This window comes from Microcoleus vaginatus PCC 9802 (genome assembly GCA_022701275.1).
In the GTDB taxonomy this organism is placed as follows: Bacteria; Cyanobacteriota; Cyanobacteriia; order Cyanobacteriales; family Microcoleaceae; genus Microcoleus; species Microcoleus vaginatus_A.
Window position 1 is genome coordinate 1,153,706 of record CP031740.1, and the last position, 18,371, is coordinate 1,172,076.

Genomic DNA, 18,371 nt, shown 5'->3' on the forward strand with positions numbered 1-18,371 from the left:
AATTCAAGGAAACCGCAGCACTTCGGGTGGCGGCAATCTTGAGCCAAGTCTGGCGAAAGGCAGCGGTTACGATCGCAAGTAGCCGGGAAGGTGCAGAGACTAGAGATGAGGAGCCTAACCAATAAATCTCATAGCGCCCGACATCCGACGACAGATCACAAACATGATTTGTAGGGATGATGAAATAGTCCGCCCCCTTCGGAAACGTTGGGATAAGTGTAACCGATTGGTCGTAGGTTCAAATCCTACCCGGGGAGTTAGTAAAAGTCTGAAGTTGGAATTTTCCAGCTTCAGACTTTTTGTTTTTACTTTTTGACTTAGGTGAAGTATTTGGCTGAGGCACTATACCGAATATTAAACATGGCGTTTTGTCCGCACCAGTTTATTCAATATGGTCCCGAAACGAGATTTTAGAGTTGCGTCAAGTATCTGAATGACTCACTCTACAAATACTAAACATCGCGTTCTGTCCGCACCCATTTAGTTTGCCGCTTGAGGAGAAAACCCAGATACAAAGGGATTTTCCACAGGATGTAAAAAGGTACAGATAACAAAGTGGAACCCGAAATATCGGCCCTCCCGAATTTTGCCCAAGCGCCGACAATGGAAACTAAAATCAGCAATCCTTGTAGTCCTAACAAGACGGCTGGAATTGGGGATGTTCCTAAGGTTGCTGCTAGTAAGGAGGTGGCAAAAGCCGCTAGCCAGATAGCTACTAACAGCGATAGGGGTGGGACGGATAAGTCGAGGGCGATCGCCAATAAGTCAAAACGTTTTTGCTCGACTGAAGCTGCTGTCAGGCGGGGAGTTTGAGTTAACAATGTCTGTATGTGACCGTGTTCCCATCGGGTTCTTTGACTTTTGGCTGCTTGCTGCTGCTGTGGCAAACACCCAGTGACGTTGGCTTCGGGGCAGAATACTGTTGGATGTCCGGCAATCGCCAAATCCAAACTCATCTGCATATCTTCAACAATATTGCTGCTAGCTAGGGAAACCGATCGAATTATCGACCAGGGAAAAGCCATGCCAGTACCTGTTAGTAATGATGGGAATCCTAACTTTTTTAAGCCGCTGGGACGGACTAAGTTTTTAACTAGAAATGCTAAAGCAGAAATAGAATCTTTCGGAGTAGGATTTGGTGGCTGTTCCATGAGATAAGTTGCTTGCACCGGTCTTTGTTGGGCAACTGCAACCCGGGCTAATTTTTCTATAGAGTCTGGCTGACAGATGCAGTCTGCGTCAACCATGATGACTACTTCGGGGGGGTCTGATTCGATCGACTCCAAGCCAAAATCCAGTGCGTATCCTTTGCCCTTGCGTTGTGTGTCTTGGCGCTCGATCGCACTTGCACCGCAGTTACGGGCGATTTCTGCCGTGGCGTCCGTGCAGTTGTCAGCAATCACTAACAGGCGGTCTTGAGGTGTTAGCTGCGGCAATATGGTGGAGATTGTCGCGGCAATTCCTGCTGCTTCGTTGTAAGCGGGAATTAAAACTGCTACTTTGGGGCGGGGCGCTTTAGTTTCGGCTGTCTCGCCCTGGCCGGACAAGAAAGCTGCACTGCATTCTAGAAATAGAACTGCAACGGGAATTAGAAGGATCAGGGCGATCGCCCATAGCCCAACATCAATCAATAGGAACAGTAGCTGATTAATTTCCACAATTCTAGTACCTTAATTTAATTTTATTTGTTGCGTTCATTGAGTTTATTTAATCTAATTGCACCTTTGTTAACTCACTGCGCCACGCTATCTCAAGTATCATTATATCATGTCCCTAAAAAATCACCATTCTCACATTTGTTGTGAGGACTTAAGTCCTCATAAAACTACTAGGACTAGCGTCCTCACTACAAATTAATTTGATTGCGGTTGTGCGGTCGCAAATAATATCATATCATGTCAATTCTGAAAATGTTAAGTCACTCAATTTAATTACACCTCAAACAAGCCCAGACTGAAGAAACCCGGGTTCTAAAAGAAACCAGGTTTCTGGGTGTTCTATTTTTAATCAACTAAACACTTAGTCGATGTTTAACATCAAATCCGGTTGCCTCGGAATAATAAAATCGAGTCAACAGTTAACAATCAATCATTCAGTTTTTCGCTCCCGAGTCAACAGTCAACAGTCAACAATCATTTCGCTCGTGCAACCGGAATTGATATAACTCATTTACCCCCTGTGGGTGGGCACTCAGGAAGCAATCTCCAAACTCAAAACTATGTTCAAGCTAGGCTGCATCCGGGATAGCAATAGGTTCAGATTTTTTGGTGGTGAACTGTGCGGGGGGTGCAAATTCTCTGAGATATCTCGACAGCGATCGCAAATATCCCACTTCTGCTTGAATCACATCCAGGGTAGAAAGACTCTCAACTAAGTCATCAAACTCATCTGCCGTAACTCCAGCACTGTGCAATACTTCTTGGCTAAGCCGCCCGCAGATTCCTTGCAGGAGGAGTTGGATAATCTCGCTATAGTCAGCGATTTCCGTTCCGTAACCTTGCAATTTCTTGGGATTGATTCCCCATTGCAAAATCTTCAACAACTCTTCAGGGGCACTCCACGCAAAAGAGGAAGCAATCACTTCTTTTTCCGCTGCGACAAGAGCGTGCTTGATTTGCACCTCGGGGAAATCTGGATCGATGATTAAGCTTTCTAGCTTCGACACTTGTTTATCTAAGACGGGCAAAGAAAAAGGAGCTAATTCAACACTCACCATGTCGCCCGTATCGTTAACACTTCTAAAAGGATCTTCCAAAACATTAATTAAGAGGTGAATGTCTGTAGGCTTTTTCCAGTCAAATTGTCCAAGAAAAAACGGTTCTTCATATCCCGGCAAAAGTCCTTGAAAATAAATCGGCAGATCTTTGCCACATTCAAGAATTTTATAAAGAGCTACTTCCAAAGTTTCTGTCGGCCACCCGAGATTACTCACGGCCACAAATTTCAGTTTTCCGGGAACGGACACTACCAGCGAATTCAGCAATAAATGTACGGCTTCGATAAGATTTTGAGCGGTTACGTAGCGGTGGGGAGCATGAACGTTCACAGTTTTACCTTGCTCTACTTTTTTGGACATTTGCTCGCAGAACAAGCTATTTTCCAACATATGAGTAAAGCGAACCATCCCGTAAGTGACATCTCCTTCTTGAGCTGCTTTGGCAAATTGCCATTCGGCCAACTTCTTCGAGGCGGCGTAAACTTCGGTTGTAAAATATCGAGATGTTTTGCCTGTGGAAGAGAAGATGCAGTGTTCTACGCCGTATTCTTCGCACAGTTGGATGACGTGTTTACATCCTAACAGGCTGGTTGTAACTGTTTCTCGGATTTTGATTTCAGCTAGTCCGGGTTGGCGTTGCGCTGCTAGGTGAAAAACAATTGCTGGTTTTTCTACTTCAAATATGTGTTTTAACGCCTCGCAGTTGCGAATGTCGGCGGCATAGAAAGTTACAGCACCTTCTCTGTTAAAAACCGGGAGATTTTCTTCGGGGTTTTGACATCGGGCGTTGTCTGCGGAAATGATTTTAGTTGCGCCTAATTCGAGGAGTTTTTTGATTAAGAAACTGCCGACACATCCTTCTCCACCGGTGATGAGGATGGTTTTTCCTTTGATTTGGCTGCTGACTGCGGATGCGTATAGGTGAATAGTGCGATCGCGCACGTCGCTAAAAGGTTCGCTTTCTAATTGTCCGTCCGCTTGATAGGCTGTGATTAGCTGTGCGGTGAGAGTTTTTAAGGCCGCGAGGATTTCAGGATCTTGCGGTTCCGGGGAACCCGGGGGAACTAGCTGCTGGATGCGCTCAATTATTTCCGCTTTGCTGGCACCTTCAAAAACTTCTCTTTGGTTAAATGCACTCTTCACTTTTTTTGCTCCTTTAAATTCTAGAAATACCGTTGCTGATAAGCCACTTGTTAAACAAATTTTCCAGGGACAGAATCTTTAAAAGCTGCTTGGTTTTAGAATTTTTTAGACTGAAAGCTACTTAATCCGAAAGACACGCGATGCTCTGCTTGTAGTTTTATTAAGCGCTTTTTTAACCTGCTTACTTCTGCCATCGGCAAATATCGGCAAAGTCCGAATGTTCTCTGTCCAAAATTTGTCACTACAACTATATACTTAAATTGCTGATTGTTGGCAATACTCCGAACATATCTTTACTATTTCTTTGCAATCACCTGCGAGTTTTCACGCAATTTTAAAGTTTATGTAAAGTAGGGTCTACGTTTAAAAAACTTAACACTACACTCGATATTGATTATAGCATTTTACTCTTTAATTTAAATGTATTTTTTGTTACCAAGTACATTGGAGATTTAAGTAAAAATACGCACAAAAGCCCTCATCAAATATTTCCGTCTGCTGAAAATCTAGTTACTTGATGGGTGGGGTAGTCCTGCGGTGCCTACCCCTGTATGTGTGCTGCTACTAGGCGCGAACAATGCGTTCTTTTTTGCTGCCTTCAAAGCCACGAGCGTCCCCAACATCGTAGCCTCCTGTTCGCAAGCGACGGTCTAAATCGCTGGCTTCGGGAGAAGTTTTGGCTGCTTCTTCGATCGTCACTCTGCCTTCAAGGACCAGTTTGTAAAGACCCTGGTTGATAATCTGCATTCCTTCGTAAGTATCATGTTCCATTAATCGGAAAGCTTCATCATCAGCACCTTTCATCAAGTAATCGTGCATGGCAGGTGTATTCACCAAAATATCGTGAACTGCTACCCGACGGTTGTCCACTGTTGGCAGCAAAAGTTGGGCAATTACCGCTACTAAAGAATCGCAAATTTGAATCCGCATCGCCTGTTGTTCCTCGGGCGGGTAGAGGTTCAACAACCGATTAATAGCGTTAATGGCGCTGCGAGTGTGGAGAGTTCCCAATACTAAGTGACCAGTTTGAGCTGCTTGCAACGCTGTATTGATGGTAACGCGATCGCGCATTTCCCCGATCAGAATTACATCTGGATCTTCCCGCAAAACAGCCCGCAAAGCCTGCTGAAACTCGTGGGTATGCAAGCCGACTTCCCGCTGGCTGACCAAGCATTTTTTAGAGGGGTGAATGAATTCGATCGGGTCTTCAATTGTAACTACGTGCTTTTGCTCCATCTGATTCAGGTGGTCGATCATCGCAGCTACGGTTGTCGATTTCCCCGAACCGGTAGGTCCCGTAACTAATATTAATCCCTGCGATCGCAAAATGATACTTTTGAAAACTTCTGGCAACCTCAAGGAATCGATAGTAGGTATTTCCAAACTAATCAACCGCAATACCATCGCACCGCCGCTGAGGGAATCAAAACAGTTTAGCCGACACCGCACGAAGCCAGGGTAAAAAATTGCTGAATCTAATTCCTTGGTAGTTGCAAACTGTTTTCGCTGTTCGGGGGTGAGAATTTCGGCTAGGTACTGTTCAAAAATTTCTGGCGTTACTTTGGGGTGGGTAGTTGCTACTTGCATCACGCCCCGAATCCGAAATCGAGGTACTTGGCCTACTCGAATGTGAATGTCGGAAGCCGAGGCGCTATGGGCATCTCTGACCATTTGTTCGATCGTACTGACGGGTGTCTCAACAGAAGACCGCTGCTGGGCCGGGGGGGGCGCACTCGGCGCGGGTGCAGGAGGCGGCGCGGGAGTTGCAGCCAAGGGCGGGGGCGGGGGAGGTGTTCGGCGGGCTTGAGCCTCTGGTCGAAGGGGTGTAGGATTGTTTAATGGGTTCATTTTTTTGTCTCCAGTCAATGTAGATTTATTGCGAAAAAATGCCCGATTTCTAATCTTATCGCTCGCAGCTAATTCGGTGTTAAATGCTGAGAATATTTTACAATTAGGCTTGAAGGGGCGATCAAGTAATTAACAATTTAAACTCCTATGAACATCGGTCATAAAATCGCCGACTGGCTCGAAAATCGCGCTGTTACCCCCGCCTACGCGGGTTGGCTGCTGTCGGGGATGACGGTTTTCTTTTTTGGGTCGGCGACTAATACAATGTCTGGGTGGCTGTACGTACTCAGCGGTGGGGGTTTGGCGCTGTTGGGGGTAGCGGCGGTTTTGCCTGGGAAATCGCTCCGTTCCTTGGAAGTCCGTCGCCGCCCGATCGAACCGGTGAGTGCGGGCGATCAAATCACCGTTGAACTAGAAATCGAAAATAGAGCCCGCCAACCTAAGACTCTGTTGCAAGTGGTAGACCTCTTGCCATTTGTATTGGGAGAACCCGTCGTCCGCCCGATCGAAGTCATAGAGCCTAACAGTATATACACGGATACATACTATTTAGAAGTGCGGCAGCGCGGGGTCTATCGGTGGCAAGAGGTAAACTTGAGGACGGCAGCACCTTTAGGGTTGTTTTGGTGCCGACGCAGCCGCCCAGCCAAAGCGGTGGCGGTTGTGTATCCACAAGTTTTGCCGTTGAGCACTTGTCCTTTGATTGATCGCATCGGTCAAGAAGACAGCCCGCAATTTTACAATCGCAGTCGATCGCAAACTGCTACCGAAGGCCTCACCCGCAACCTCAGACCTTACCGCCACGGAGACCCCACCCGCCTAATTCACTGGCGCACCAGCGCCCGCTACGGAGAACTGCGGGTGAGAGAGTTAGAAGTTGCAGCCGGCGGTCAAGAAATTATTATTGCTCTCGACAGCGCTGCGGCGTGGCAGCCAGAAGAATTTGAACGAGCCGTGACTGTAGCTGCGTCTCTTTACTTCTATGCTAGCAAGCGCCTGTTAAACGTCAAACTTTGGACTGCCGGGACTGGACTCGTTTCGGGCAACCGGGTAGTTTTGGAAACTTTAGCGGCGGTTAATGCTGGGGAAGAGGCGGTTGAGAATTTGCCGAAACTGCCGATAATTTGGTTGACTCAAAACTCTGCAAGTTTAAGCACTCTTTCCCTAGGCAGCCGCTGGGTGCTCTGGCGGTTGGCAACTGCTGAAACAGGCGAAAAAATGTTAGTCAAACATGAGTTACCTGGTTTAGAAATTCGCTCCGACCGACCCTTAGAACTTCAGTTACAAGATCCTCTGGAAAGAGCGATTAGTTATTAAAACAGTCCCCGCCAGCTTTTCTGGAAAGAGCGATTAGTTATAAAGATTAACTTCATGAGTTTTTAGGTATCAGAAACTTTTTCTCTTTTAAATCACATATTTTGGGCGGCCTAAGAGTGCCCACCACAATATTTTAATTCTAGAGAGATAGTTTAATTTAAATGGCGATCGAGCCGATCGAACTCTTTGCCTGACAATAAAATCTCAATCCCTATCACTCGCTAGTGTCGGGGAGAATTTCGACTACATACTCCGGTACATATTCGGGTCGATTCTCGGGCCGATTCGCGGGCAAATTCTGGGGCAAATTTTCCGGTGGATGTTCGAGCCTGACTCGCCGGATCGGGAGATTTGCAATCAGTGCTGTGGCCCGCTGGTCGCTCTCCAGCGAGAACTCAGACCCGGTGGTATCGATTTCCACGTAGCGAGATACCACCTCTAGAATTTCTCGGCGCATCGACTCAACCATTTCTGGGCTGAGTTCTGAGCGATCGTGGGCTAGAACCAGTTTTAGGCGCCGTTTCACCTCGTCGCGGCTGTTGTCAGGGGTGCGCGGGAAAAGTCGTTCGAGAAGTGTGTGTAGCATGGGTCTGGCGGGTTTGTCAAGGGTTAGACATAGAAAAGGTCATACCATTTTCGATTTTCGATTTTCGATTTTCGATTGGGGAATCACTAATTCCCTAAGGGTTTGGAGTTGACATACAGTTTCATTTTTTTGGGGAACTGGTATCACTCGGGGAAAATCTTGACCAGTTTTTGTGATGCACTTGCTGCGGTTGAAAACCGATCGCCAATGAGCACATCACATAATTTTAGTATTTAAGAACTTGCGGAGGCGAGTAAAGAAGTTTTCCCGACGGGGATTGAGATCTAGAAAATCAACTTTTTCGCCTTCTAAGCGGCGGGCAATATTGTCGAAGGCAGTTCCAGCTAAAGAGGCCGTTTCCGACAATACTAATGGTTCGCCTCGGTTGGTGGAAACAATGACGCGCTCGTCGTCGGGAACGACGCCTAACAGCGGAATGGCGAGGATTTCCCGCACGTCTTGTACCGACATCATATCATTTGCCAGCACCATTGCGGGTCGGATCCGGTTGACGATCAGGTTGATTTTCTTGACGTTGTTGGCTTCCAGCAGGCCGATGACTCGATCGGCATCGCGGACAGCAGCGATTTCGGGAGTGGTGACAATTATCCCTTCTTGAGCCGGCGCGATCGCATTTTGAAAACCTTGTTCAATTCCAGCAGGAGAGTCGATCAAAATATAGTCGTATTTTGCTCCCAACATCCCCACAAGCTGCTTCATTTGCTCAGCGCTGATGGCATCTTTCATCCGAGTTTGGGCAGCAGGCAACAGCACCAAGCGCGGCTGCCGCTTATCTTTCACCAAAGCTTGCTCTAATCGGCACTCTCCAGCGAGAACTTCTAATGCCGTGTAAACAATCCGATTTTCTAAGCCCAGCAGCAAGTCTAAATTTCTGAGACCGAAATCGGCATCAATTACGGCAACGTTCCGCCCCCGCTTAGCTAAAGCCATGCCGAGATTGGCTGTGGAGGTGGTTTTTCCTACCCCGCCTTTCCCTGATGTAACAACAATAATGCGAGCCATAAGCGATTTTAGATTTATTGGGAATTGGTGATTGGGAATTAGTAATTGGTAATTGGGAATGGTAATGGGTAATTGGTAATGGGTAATTGATCTTATTCTTGGTTGATAATTAGCAATTATTCTTTGGTAATTTGGCAGCAATCTGTAATTCACTGAATAACACCAGATTCCACGTTTATGAAGGACACCTGCTTATCGCTCCCCCGCCGTAGGGGCGCGGCGAAAGCCTTTGTCCCTACTTCATAAACTCACAACTCTCCTTGTTTTACTAATTCTCTAGGAATTTGCACTTGAATTTTAAATCGTCTTTTAGTGACTGATTTAGCCTAGGCAAAAATTATCAAGTGCAGGCTTAAAGAGAAATAGTATTACCAATTACTCATTACTAATTCCTAATTACCCATAACCAATTACCCATTATCAATTACTCATTACCCCCGACTAACTGCGATTTGTCAAAATCAGAGGCTCTACCGATCCGAATCCCTTGAGGCGTCACATAGGCGACTTCCGGGAAAAACTGAGCGGGTGAGGTTTCTGGGCCTCTGGCAACATACTTAGCAATCCTAATCACCATCGGTTCCATCTGCAAGGTCATAATCACGCTTTTGGTATTGCCACCGGCACCGGCGTGCACGACTCCCCGCAAACGGCCCCAAACTAGGATATCGCCTCCGGCGATGACTGAGCCGCCGGGATTTACGTCTCCCAAAAGTACGACGGTGCCCGGATGGCGAATTTCTACGCCCGATCGCACTGTCATCTGCAAATATAAAGGTTCCGCCAGCGATTGAGGTTTTTCAGCGGCGGCTTTATTCAGGGAAGAAACCGGAGGCTGCTGTTCTACACAATAGCCTGCCGTAGCAGCAGCAACGGCGGTTTGGCGGCGACTGGTGTGGACTCGTTTGAGTTGCAGTTCCACTTCGGAGAGAGCATCGGCGATTTCTTGCAGTTGGCGGATATCTAAAAGTCGATCGCTCCCCATCAATTGTACTTCTGCGTTTGGCTGCCAAAAGCGTTCTCCCGCATTCAGCCTGACTTTTAGCTGCTGCCAAAGTTCAGTCCAAGTCGAGGCGGAGGCTGTTGCGGGTTCGCTATTGGTTTCTGGGGGGAGTAGCAACAGTAGCTGTCCATCTTCTGTCTTGAGTCGGACTTGCAACTCTAAGCTGACTTCGGGTGTTGATTGAGGGGGGGCAGCAGCGGCTGCGGCGGAGGCATCGGGTGTCATGGGACTGTTTGATATCGGGTAGGGACAGGTTAACATCAATATTAGCCTGAGTCGTCTTTTGCCTCAGCATTTGGGGTGAAAAGTCTTGTTTTTTTATTTTTAACGGCAGTTATGGCAATTCTATTTCGTTTGTGAACAAGATTTTGTTTTAATGAACCACAGAGGGATCAGAGGACACAGAGAAAGAGAATTAAGAGTTCAGAAGAGAGAATGTGAGAAGTTCACAAACTTGGTATCGATTGTGAACGAGATTTTGTTTTAATGAACCGCAGAGGGCGCTCTTGACACAGAGAAAGAAAATTAACAGAAGAGATAAAGAGAGAACTTGACAAGTTGGGCATCGATTGTTATACACGCAGATAAGATACAGATAGAAATAATTTTGAAGTCTCTAGCGCTTACTAATTATTAATTTTCAATTACGGTTACGTTATGCAGCAAATAGAACGTTATCGCGGCAGTCTTCTTGGTTTAGCAGTTGGCGATGCTCTCGGAACAACTTTAGAGTTTTGTCGCCCTGGAACGTTTGCCCCTATTAACGATATGGTTGGCGGCGGCCCGTTTCGACTGCAACCGGGCGAGTGGACGGATGATACTTCGATGGCGCTTTGTTTGGCTGAAAGTTTGATTGAGAAACAAGGTTTCGATCCAGTCCATCAGTTAGAAACATATTTGCGGTGGAAGCGAGATGGACATTTGAGCAGCACTGGCGAATGTTTTGATATTGGCAATACGGTTCAACAAGCACTTGGGAAGTTTGAAGATACAAGAAAACCTTACTGCGGTTTTACCGATGCTCAGACTGCTGGCAATGGTTCGATTATGCGCTTGGCTCCCGTGCCTTTGTTTTATGCTACAAATCCTTTGGAAGTCATAGAAAAATCTGGACAAAGTTCGAGAACTACTCACGCTGCTGCTACTTGTGTGGATGCTTGCCGTTATTTTGGTGCTTTAATTGCGGGGGCTGTGAATGGAGTTGCTAAAGATGTGTTGCTTTCGGAAAGATATTGTCCGATTTCGGGATATTGGGCAGAAAATCCCCTGGTAGCAGAGATTGATGAGATTGCGGCGGGTTCTTTTAAACGGCGACAACCGCCTGAAATCAAAGGTACTGGTTATGTTGTCAAGTCTTTGGAGGCGGCACTTTGGGCGTTTTACAACAGTTCTTCTTTTGCTGAAGGCTGTTTGTTGGCTGTGAATTTGGGCGACGATGCGGATACAACTGGTGCGGTTTACGGACAGTTGGCGGGGGCTTTTTACGGAGAATCTGGTATACCGGAAAAATGGCGATCGCAATTAGTCGATCGCACTTTAATTGCATCTTTTGGCGATCGGCTTTTGACTTTATCTAGATCGCTCTGAATACTTCTATCAGTTTTCAACCTTCTTTGTTTTTACAATAACTCGCAACTTGAGTTAATATAGATAAATTTACACAAACATTTCTGGTTGAGGGTTAATACAATGGTACTCGAAGCCCCGTCTATCAAAGCCAAACCAACCGTCACTTGGGAACCCCTACCAGCTAACTTCGTATTACCCGACGATCCGGTGGAAAATATTCAACAACCTTCTCTCGCCGCTGCTCTCACCGATGCACTGGGAGCTGCAGGATGTATCCAGCCAGAAATGCTGATTGCCTCTAATTTGGGGTTAGTCGCCACAGTCAAGAAAAAGATTGTTGTCAAAGCTCCAGACTGGTTTTATGTGCCGCAAGTGCATCCTCTAGCAGAGGGGGTAATTCGCCGTAGTTATACTCCTCATACTGATGGTGCTAATGTGGCGATCGTGATGGAGTTTCTCTCAGAAGCCGAGGGAGGAGAACTATCGGTCAGAGCAACTCCGCCCTATGGAAAACTTCACTTTTACGAACAGATTGTTCAAGTACCTACTTATGTCACTTACGATCCCTACGAAGGTATTTTAGAAGTGCGCTATTTGCAAGATGGGCGGTATGTTTTACATTCAGCCAATGAGCAGGGGCGGGTGTGGATTCCCCAACTGGAACTATATCTCGGGATTTGGTCGGGGGAAAGGTTGGGACACACCATGAACTGGCTACGTTGGTGGGATGATCGAGGTAATTTGTTGCTGTGGAGTTCAGAACAAGCTGAGCAAGAAAGGCAAAGGGCTGAGCAAGAAAGTCAAAGGGCTGACCAGGAAAGGCAAAGGGCTGAACGATTGGCGGCTAAGTTGCGCGAATTGGGAGTTAATCCAGATTGAACGCTGATTGAAAGCTAATTTACGATCGCCCTTAATAGACAGGGCTTACGCAACCATCTACCAGAATACGCTCAATCCCAGCCAGATGGCACCTACAAAACGCTATATTTTGTTGTGCGTAAGTCCTGAATCGAAAATCAAAAATCGAAAATCAATTGACGTATGTAGCAATTCGTGATATCTTTCTCCGCATTTGTCTGGATATAAAAAATATTTATGAATAAATCTTAAGTTTTAATAAAATTTAGTATTATAATTTTGGTAACTTCCAACTAAGTATTTATTCTCACTATGGTAGCGGATCAATTTCCCTGGCTGACCGCAATTGTCATCCTACCCCTCCTCGCTTCCCTCGCCATCCCTTTTCTGCCGGATACCGACGGCAAAACCATTCGCTGGTATGCCCTAGGCGTAGGCATTGCAGATTTTGTATTAATGTGCTGGGTGTTTTGGACTCATTACGATCCAAGCATCTCTAGTTTCCAAATCGTAGAACAATATCCCTGGATACCTTCTTTAGGCCTCAACTGGTCTGTTTCCGTTGACGGACTGTCAGTTCCGTTGGTATTGTTGGCGGGATTGGTGACGACACTATCAATCTTTGCAGCCTGGGAAGTTGATCGCAAGCCACGGCTCTTCTACTTCCTAATGCTGGTGATGTACTCCGCACAAATAGGAGTTTTCGTCGCCCAAGACATCATGCTGCTGTTCATTGTGTGGGAACTAGAATTAATTCCGGTGTACCTGCTAATCTCGATTTGGGGCGGACAAAACCGCCGGTACGCAGCTACCAAATTCTTGATTTACACCGCAGGCGCTTCCATCTTTATTTTGATAGCTGCCTTAGCAATGGCATTCTACGGCGGAGGCACCCCCACCTTCGACATGGTAGAACTAGGCTTGAAGGACTACCCACTGGGTTTAGAATTACTGCTTTATGCGGGACTGTTAATTGCCTTCGGTGTGAAACTGGCGATTTTCCCCTTCCACACTTGGCTACCTGATGCCCACGGTGAAGCATCTTCTCCCGTGTCGATGATTCTGGCCGGCGTATTGCTGAAAATGGGCGGATACGGACTGATTCGCCTGAATTTGGAACTTCTTCCCCAAGCACACGTTTATTTTGCACCAATTATGGCGGTGCTCGGCGTGGTCAATATTATCTACGGCGCGCTGAATTCCTTCGGCCAGTCGAACATGAAGCGCCGCTTAGCGAATTCGTCGATTTCTCACATGGGATTCGTGTTGTTGGGTATTGCTTCCTTCACGGATTTGGGAATCAACGGGGCGCTGTTGCAAATGATTTCCCACGGTTTAATCGCCTCAGTATTGTTTTTCCTGGCTGGCGTTACTTACGATCGCACCCATACAATGATCATGGACGAGATGGGCGAGATTGGGAAAGTCATGCCGAAAGTGTTTGCCTTGTTTACCGCAGGCGCGATGGCATCTTTGGCACTCCCGGGAATGAGCGGTTTTGCTAGCGAATTGTCAGTGTTTGTGGGCGTCGCAACTAGCGATATGTACAGCGGTTCTTTCCGCGCGGTGACAGTGTTCCTGGCTGCTGTGGGACTGATTTTGACGCCGATTTATTTGCTCTCGATGCTGCGACAGTTATTTTACAACTGTGGAACACTAGCGGCTTGCGACCTAGAGGATCTAAATTTGCAGAATCAGAGAAACAATCTGGATGAAGCGGTTTGTTTTGGTAATAGTTGCGTTTTGCCTGGTGATGCACCGTTTATTGATGCTAAACCTCGGGAAGTGGCGATCGCATTTTGCTTTTTGATACCGATTGTCGGCATTGGTTTTTATCCCAACATGGCGATGCAAGTCTACGACGCGAAGACTGTGGCGGTGAACGCAGAAGTCCGACAATCTTACATCCAAATCGCTCAAGACAATCCTGAGATTTATGGGAAGGGCTTTTTGGTTCCCAAAATTGCCCAAGCTCAAAAAGTGCCGACTTTGGGCAAAATTACCGGGTCTGAATCTGCATCGGTTTTTGGCATCGTCAAATAATTTTATCGAATTCTGTTTGTGTTGAAAATTGGGCGATCGCTCTTGTCAAAGGGCGATCGCTTTTTTCTTATCGCTGAATTTCTGAAATAATTTGCGCCAGATTCTCCCTAGCATATCCCACCTCAAGAATCGATTTATCCTCCTGATCAGAGGCAACTTTCTTCAAGATATTTAGCGGTTCTTCAGAGCCTGTCGTCTTCACAAACAACACTTGCAACCGATTTTTTAATAATGCTAAAGTAGAGCTACTTGGTTCGCCTTTATCCCCTTTTGGTTTAGCAAGGTTGATTCTCAATTTGTGAGTTTTCAACAGCCGCATTCTTTCTATTCCTTGGGTCTTAACCGTCTCCAAAACCTCCGCTCGAATCTGATCGACTAATCTGTCGGTTACATATTGCCCGATCAAAGGCTGAAGCATAAAAACAGTTTCCCCGCCCTCACTAATTTTTTCAATCAGCGAACGACGACCCAGAGAATCGAGATTTTTTAGCAAATCTGAAAGCGATGAATTGGCCAACATCTGCTCTCGTAAAGTTGCCAGAGAAATCTGGCTTTGAGCAATAGCAATCCAGTAGGCAATATCTTGTTCGGAACTCGACATTCGATCGAACTGCTGCGCCAGCAAATTGCTGATATGTTCTTCAATAAATAACGCCGTTGCTTCCAAAAGCTTTAAAACATTTCCCTCGAAAAACTCATTAATTGTTGTCGCTACAATCTTTAATGCTAACAGATTGCCTCCGTACCGGGATAACAAGATTTCCAACTCTTTATCTTGAGCCGACAAACCTTTTTCTTGGAAAATTTCCCGCGCTATTTCCTCGGAAATAGCAGGTTTTAAAGACCGCACTTTTTCTCCCGCCAGCAAAGCCAGTTCCGTAGGTTCTTCCGAACTCACTAGCAGTAAACAGCTATTGTGATTGACCTCACACAGCCGTACAATTAAATCTCGATATCCTTCGTAGCCTTCCCGGTAGTGTCCCGCTAATTCTTCGGGTCTGAGAACTGCTTCAAAATCGTCTAAAATTACCAGACAGCGGTGTTTCCGCAGATACTCGACCAAGCGCGAAATTTTGCTGTTGAGGTCGATGGGTACATCGGGTTTTTGTTGGTTAGAAAAAAGTTGAATTAAGCTCCCTAGGAAGTCGGATGGTGCGGGTGTCGATCGCAGCGATCGCCAAATCACAAAATCAAACTCATTTTGTACCTGTTTTGCCAACTGCACCGACAGAGTTGTTTTGCCGCTACCAGCCAAACCCAGCAGCGCTACCAGGCGACAATTATCTGATACAATCCACTGCTTTAAAGTAGTTAATTCTTCAGTCCGTCCGTAAAAAACCGAAACATCCGGTGCTTGGCCCCAATCTTCCTGTCGGTGTCCGTTAGCGAAGCCCTCGGAGAGGATCGCCATCTTCAATAGAGAGCCTTTACCTCGACTAAAATCGCTCGTTCCCTGATCGGTGTGGTATGAAAACAGCAACTGATGCCTCAATTCCGAAAGCTTTCCAGGGCCGTTCCCCCCGATCTGAAACTTTTTGTAAACTTCGCCGAGTCTTTTGCGAACGGCGATGTCGCTAATGCCAAGCTTTGTGGCGATCGTCGCCGTAGATTGACCGTCGAGAGCCATAAACACAGTTTCTAACTCGGCATCTGTGACGCCGCGCTGTTTGGCGATCGTTTGCACAAAGTTTTGAGGAATCGGAGTAGTCAAGGTAGGAATCTCGCCTATACTAAAAAAATCTATCTTCTATTATATTGTGTGAGTTCTCGCGGGCGAGCAATTGAATCGAATCTACCAAAGTTCAGCTTGCTTTTTGTTGTTTGGGCAGTTTTAGATATTTATACCCAATTATAGATTGTGATACCAGTTAAAAAAAATGCAACTGTAGGCAAGCTCCAAATTAATACACAATCAGTCATTCCCAATTCTTCAATTCTTCAATTCTTCAATTCTTTAATTCTTTAATCTAAGATGGTATGACGAACGGGGAGTTGAGCGGCATTAATTGTTGCTATTTCCCTACCCGTAAAACCTATTGTAGAGTGGAGGCGCGGCGCTTAATTTATAGCACCAAACCATAAATCTCCAACCGCACCACAACCCACCGCCAACCAAAAACCGGGTAAATTTACAATTTTTGAAATCCGCGCTGTATCAGCCAAAAATTGTCGCACTAGCGCGGTATTCTTGGGCAGAAAGCAGCCGCCAACTCCCATCGCCCACAAGTTCCAAAACCTGCTGGTGATATTTCACTAAACTCACTCGGTGGCCGACACTCACAAACGTAGTTTTAGTGGCTTGCAACTGCTCGTATAAATGTTGCTCGTTCTTCAAATCCAAAGCACTTGTCGCCTCATCCAAAATAGCGTATCTCGGTTCCGTCAATAACAATCTAGCAAAAGCTAAACGTTGCTGTTCTCCCAGCGATAAAATCTCACTCCAATCTAAATCCGCATCAAAACCGCCCAATCTGTCTGGCAAATCTGCTAAATTTACTGATGCCAAAACGCGGCGCAATTTTTCCTCATCAACCTCGCTGCTGGTATTGGGATACAAAAGTTGCGATCGCAAACTACCCAAAATCATATAAGGACGCTGCGGCAAAAACAGCATTTCCCCCAATTCCGGCCGCGCCAAACGGCCCGTTCCCGACTCCCACAAACCCGCAATTGCCCGCAGCAAAGAACTCTTCCCAGCACCGCTTTGCCCGACAATTAACAGTCCTTCACCGGGCTGCACTGCTACCGACAAATCCCTAATCAAAGTCTTTTGATGTTTCGGAGTATCTAAAGTAACGTGTTCCAGTGTCAACTGAGAATCTACTACTACATCTATAGCAGTTCCTCCGGCACGAGATACCGCTTTTTCCGCTTCCAGAGTATCTGTAAATACAGTCAAACGATTGATACTAGCGGCAAAAGAACTCAGCGGCTCAATCTGAGTTACGATCACAGAAAAAGCACGCAAAACCTGACTGAAAGCAAAACCAGCTTGACTGATATCTCCAAACTCGATGGTACCACTTTGATCAGCAAAATAAGTTGGAGCCAGAAACAAAGCCGGAATAATCACAACAGCATATCCGTATCCAGTTGTGAAATAATCCAAGTTCCGCTGCCAACCAATTAGCAAATTAAAATTGCGGAATACTTCCACAAATCGCTGCTTTATTTGAAATGATTCTTGCTCCTCCCCTCCATAAAAAGCAATAGATTCGGCGTTGTCGCGAATGTGAACCAGTCCGTAGCGAAAATTTGCTTCTTTTTTAAGTTGCTCGAAATTCAGAGGTACTAATCTTTGACCAAAAACTAGAGTAGCGGTTGTGCCCACAATAGCATAGATAATCAGAAAAATCGAAAGTTCTTTTGAGATAGACCACAGGATACCAGTAAAAGATATAATATCAACTATTGAACCCAAGATGATCAGCATAAATGACAAACTTGTCCGGGTAAAAGAGCGCACATCTTCGGAAATTCGCTGGTCTGGATTGTCGATTTCCTTGTGGGAATTTATTTCGTAATAAGCCCTATTCTGAAAATACTTATCGAGGAACTTATTAGTCATCCACTCCCGCCAGTAGAGACCCAATTTATCTTGGGTATAGCGGTAAATTACCACAATGGGAGTGCCTACGACAAAAACGCTCGCATAGACAAAAAGATACTTCCAATAATTGAGCTGGTCTTTCTTTGCCAGTGCTGTATCAAAAAAGTTACTGACGTAGCTAATTATGACATTCAGACCGCTGACGGATAGGGACAATAACAGCAATAAAGCCAATAATGCCCATGATTGCCACTGCGGGATTAATCTGCCTTTGAAAAAGACAAAAGCGCTGAAAGGAAGAATTAACATTAAAGCCACGATCGCAATTGCGGGCGAATTAATAATTCCTTTCAATAAAGTAACTAAGCCTGCAGCAATACTATTGACAAATTCTGGAAATAAGACTTGAGTACCCAAACATACAGCGCTGACGAGCACAAACATCGCAGCGAAGAGAAATATCAACAACAGCGCAACTAATCCTAAAAAGATTCTGCCACCCCCAGGCTCTAAAGGATAAAAGTAAGGTTGAGCGATCGCAATAAATCTCTGCCACAACTGACGGTCAAATCGATTCATATTTGCTGTTTACAAAACTACTTTGACTGTTCTAACATATCAAGTCTTGTGACAAACTGCAGCAGTAATTTATTTCGGAGTTTAGCGAAAAAATTTGTCTCACCCACAGACGGAAACTTGTTTTCCCAGTTAACTG

Annotated in this window: 12 protein-coding genes; 4 read left to right on the forward strand and 8 right to left on the reverse strand. The window is 45.9% G+C overall.

Annotated elements, in window-relative coordinates:
* Positions 1-452 precede the first annotated feature (452 nt).
* From D0A34_04915 to D0A34_04925, 3 genes are all read right to left on the reverse strand, one after another.
* Positions 453-1,658: a glycosyltransferase gene (locus D0A34_04915; protein ID UNU18297.1), complete on the reverse strand. Its 1,206-nt coding sequence runs from the start codon at positions 1,656-1,658 to the stop codon at positions 453-455.
* 569 nt (positions 1,659-2,227) lie between these two features.
* Positions 2,228-3,859, reverse strand: a complete 1,632-nt coding sequence (locus D0A34_04920; GenBank protein UNU18298.1) for an NAD-dependent epimerase/dehydratase family protein — start codon at positions 3,857-3,859, stop codon at positions 2,228-2,230.
* A 564-nt stretch (positions 3,860-4,423) separates the two neighbouring features.
* Positions 4,424-5,707: a PilT/PilU family type 4a pilus ATPase gene (locus D0A34_04925; protein UNU18299.1), complete on the reverse strand. Its 1,284-nt coding sequence runs from the start codon at positions 5,705-5,707 to the stop codon at positions 4,424-4,426.
* A gap of 147 nt (positions 5,708-5,854) precedes the next feature.
* Here D0A34_04925 and D0A34_04930 point away from each other — a divergent pair, with 147 nt between their 5' ends.
* Positions 5,855-7,024 carry a DUF58 domain-containing protein gene (locus tag D0A34_04930; GenBank protein ID UNU18300.1) on the forward strand — a complete coding sequence of 390 codons (1,170 nt, stop codon included), beginning with the start codon at positions 5,855-5,857 and terminating at the stop codon, positions 7,022-7,024.
* Between the two features lie 214 nt (positions 7,025-7,238).
* On the opposite strand, the gene minE is transcribed toward D0A34_04930, so the two are convergent.
* From minE to minC, 3 genes are all read right to left on the reverse strand, one after another.
* The gene (gene minE, locus D0A34_04935) at positions 7,239-7,610 is read right to left on the reverse strand and encodes a cell division topological specificity factor MinE (GenBank protein ID UNU18301.1); all 372 of its coding nucleotides are present in this window, start codon (positions 7,608-7,610) and stop codon (positions 7,239-7,241) included.
* 216 nt (positions 7,611-7,826) lie between these two features.
* Entirely contained in the window at positions 7,827-8,633 is an 807-nt protein-coding gene (gene minD, locus D0A34_04940) for a septum site-determining protein MinD (GenBank protein ID UNU18302.1), read from the reverse strand.
* Between the two features lie 424 nt (positions 8,634-9,057).
* Entirely contained in the window at positions 9,058-9,861 is an 804-nt protein-coding gene (gene minC / locus D0A34_04945) for a septum site-determining protein MinC (GenBank protein UNU18303.1), read from the reverse strand.
* A 432-nt stretch (positions 9,862-10,293) separates the two neighbouring features.
* Between minC and D0A34_04950 the strand changes: the two genes are divergently transcribed.
* The 3 genes from D0A34_04950 (at position 10,294) to D0A34_04960 (ending at position 14,106) form a co-directional block, all read left to right on the forward strand.
* On the forward strand, positions 10,294-11,223 hold the full coding sequence (locus D0A34_04950; GenBank protein UNU18304.1) for an ADP-ribosylglycohydrolase family protein: 930 nt from the start codon (positions 10,294-10,296) through the stop codon (positions 11,221-11,223).
* Positions 11,224-11,325: 102 nt separating this feature from the next.
* Positions 11,326-12,084 carry a hypothetical protein gene (locus D0A34_04955; GenBank protein UNU18305.1) on the forward strand — a complete coding sequence of 253 codons (759 nt, stop codon included), beginning with the start codon at positions 11,326-11,328 and terminating at the stop codon, positions 12,082-12,084.
* A 291-nt stretch (positions 12,085-12,375) separates the two neighbouring features.
* Positions 12,376-14,106: an NADH-quinone oxidoreductase subunit M gene (locus D0A34_04960; GenBank protein UNU18306.1), complete on the forward strand. Its 1,731-nt coding sequence runs from the start codon at positions 12,376-12,378 to the stop codon at positions 14,104-14,106.
* A gap of 67 nt (positions 14,107-14,173) precedes the next feature.
* Here D0A34_04960 and D0A34_04965 read toward each other — a convergent pair whose 3' ends face one another.
* Positions 14,174-15,817: an NACHT domain-containing protein gene (locus D0A34_04965; GenBank protein UNU18307.1), complete on the reverse strand. Its 1,644-nt coding sequence runs from the start codon at positions 15,815-15,817 to the stop codon at positions 14,174-14,176.
* A gap of 444 nt (positions 15,818-16,261) precedes the next feature.
* Positions 16,262-18,235 (reverse strand): ABC transporter ATP-binding protein/permease, encoded by a 1,974-nt coding sequence (locus tag D0A34_04970; protein UNU18308.1) that lies wholly within the window; start codon positions 18,233-18,235, stop codon positions 16,262-16,264.
* Positions 18,236-18,371 lie beyond the last annotated feature (136 nt).

Coding starts and splice junctions, on each gene's coding strand:
- D0A34_04925 (UNU18299.1), bottom strand. CDS start 5,707: ATGAACCCATTAAACAATCCTACACCCCTTCGACCAGAGGCTCAAGCC.
- D0A34_04930 (UNU18300.1), top strand. CDS start 5,855: ATGAACATCGGTCATAAAATCGCCGACTGGCTCGAAAATCGCGCTGTT.
- minE (UNU18301.1), bottom strand. CDS start 7,610: ATGCTACACACACTTCTCGAACGACTTTTCCCGCGCACCCCTGACAAC.
- minD (UNU18302.1), bottom strand. CDS start 8,633: ATGGCTCGCATTATTGTTGTTACATCAGGGAAAGGCGGGGTAGGAAAA.
- minC (UNU18303.1), bottom strand. CDS start 9,861: ATGACACCCGATGCCTCCGCCGCAGCCGCTGCTGCCCCCCCTCAATCA.
- D0A34_04950 (UNU18304.1), top strand. CDS start 10,294: ATGCAGCAAATAGAACGTTATCGCGGCAGTCTTCTTGGTTTAGCAGTT.
- D0A34_04955 (UNU18305.1), top strand. CDS start 11,326: ATGGTACTCGAAGCCCCGTCTATCAAAGCCAAACCAACCGTCACTTGG.
- D0A34_04960 (UNU18306.1), top strand. CDS start 12,376: ATGGTAGCGGATCAATTTCCCTGGCTGACCGCAATTGTCATCCTACCC.
- D0A34_04970 (UNU18308.1), bottom strand. CDS start 18,235: ATGAATCGATTTGACCGTCAGTTGTGGCAGAGATTTATTGCGATCGCT.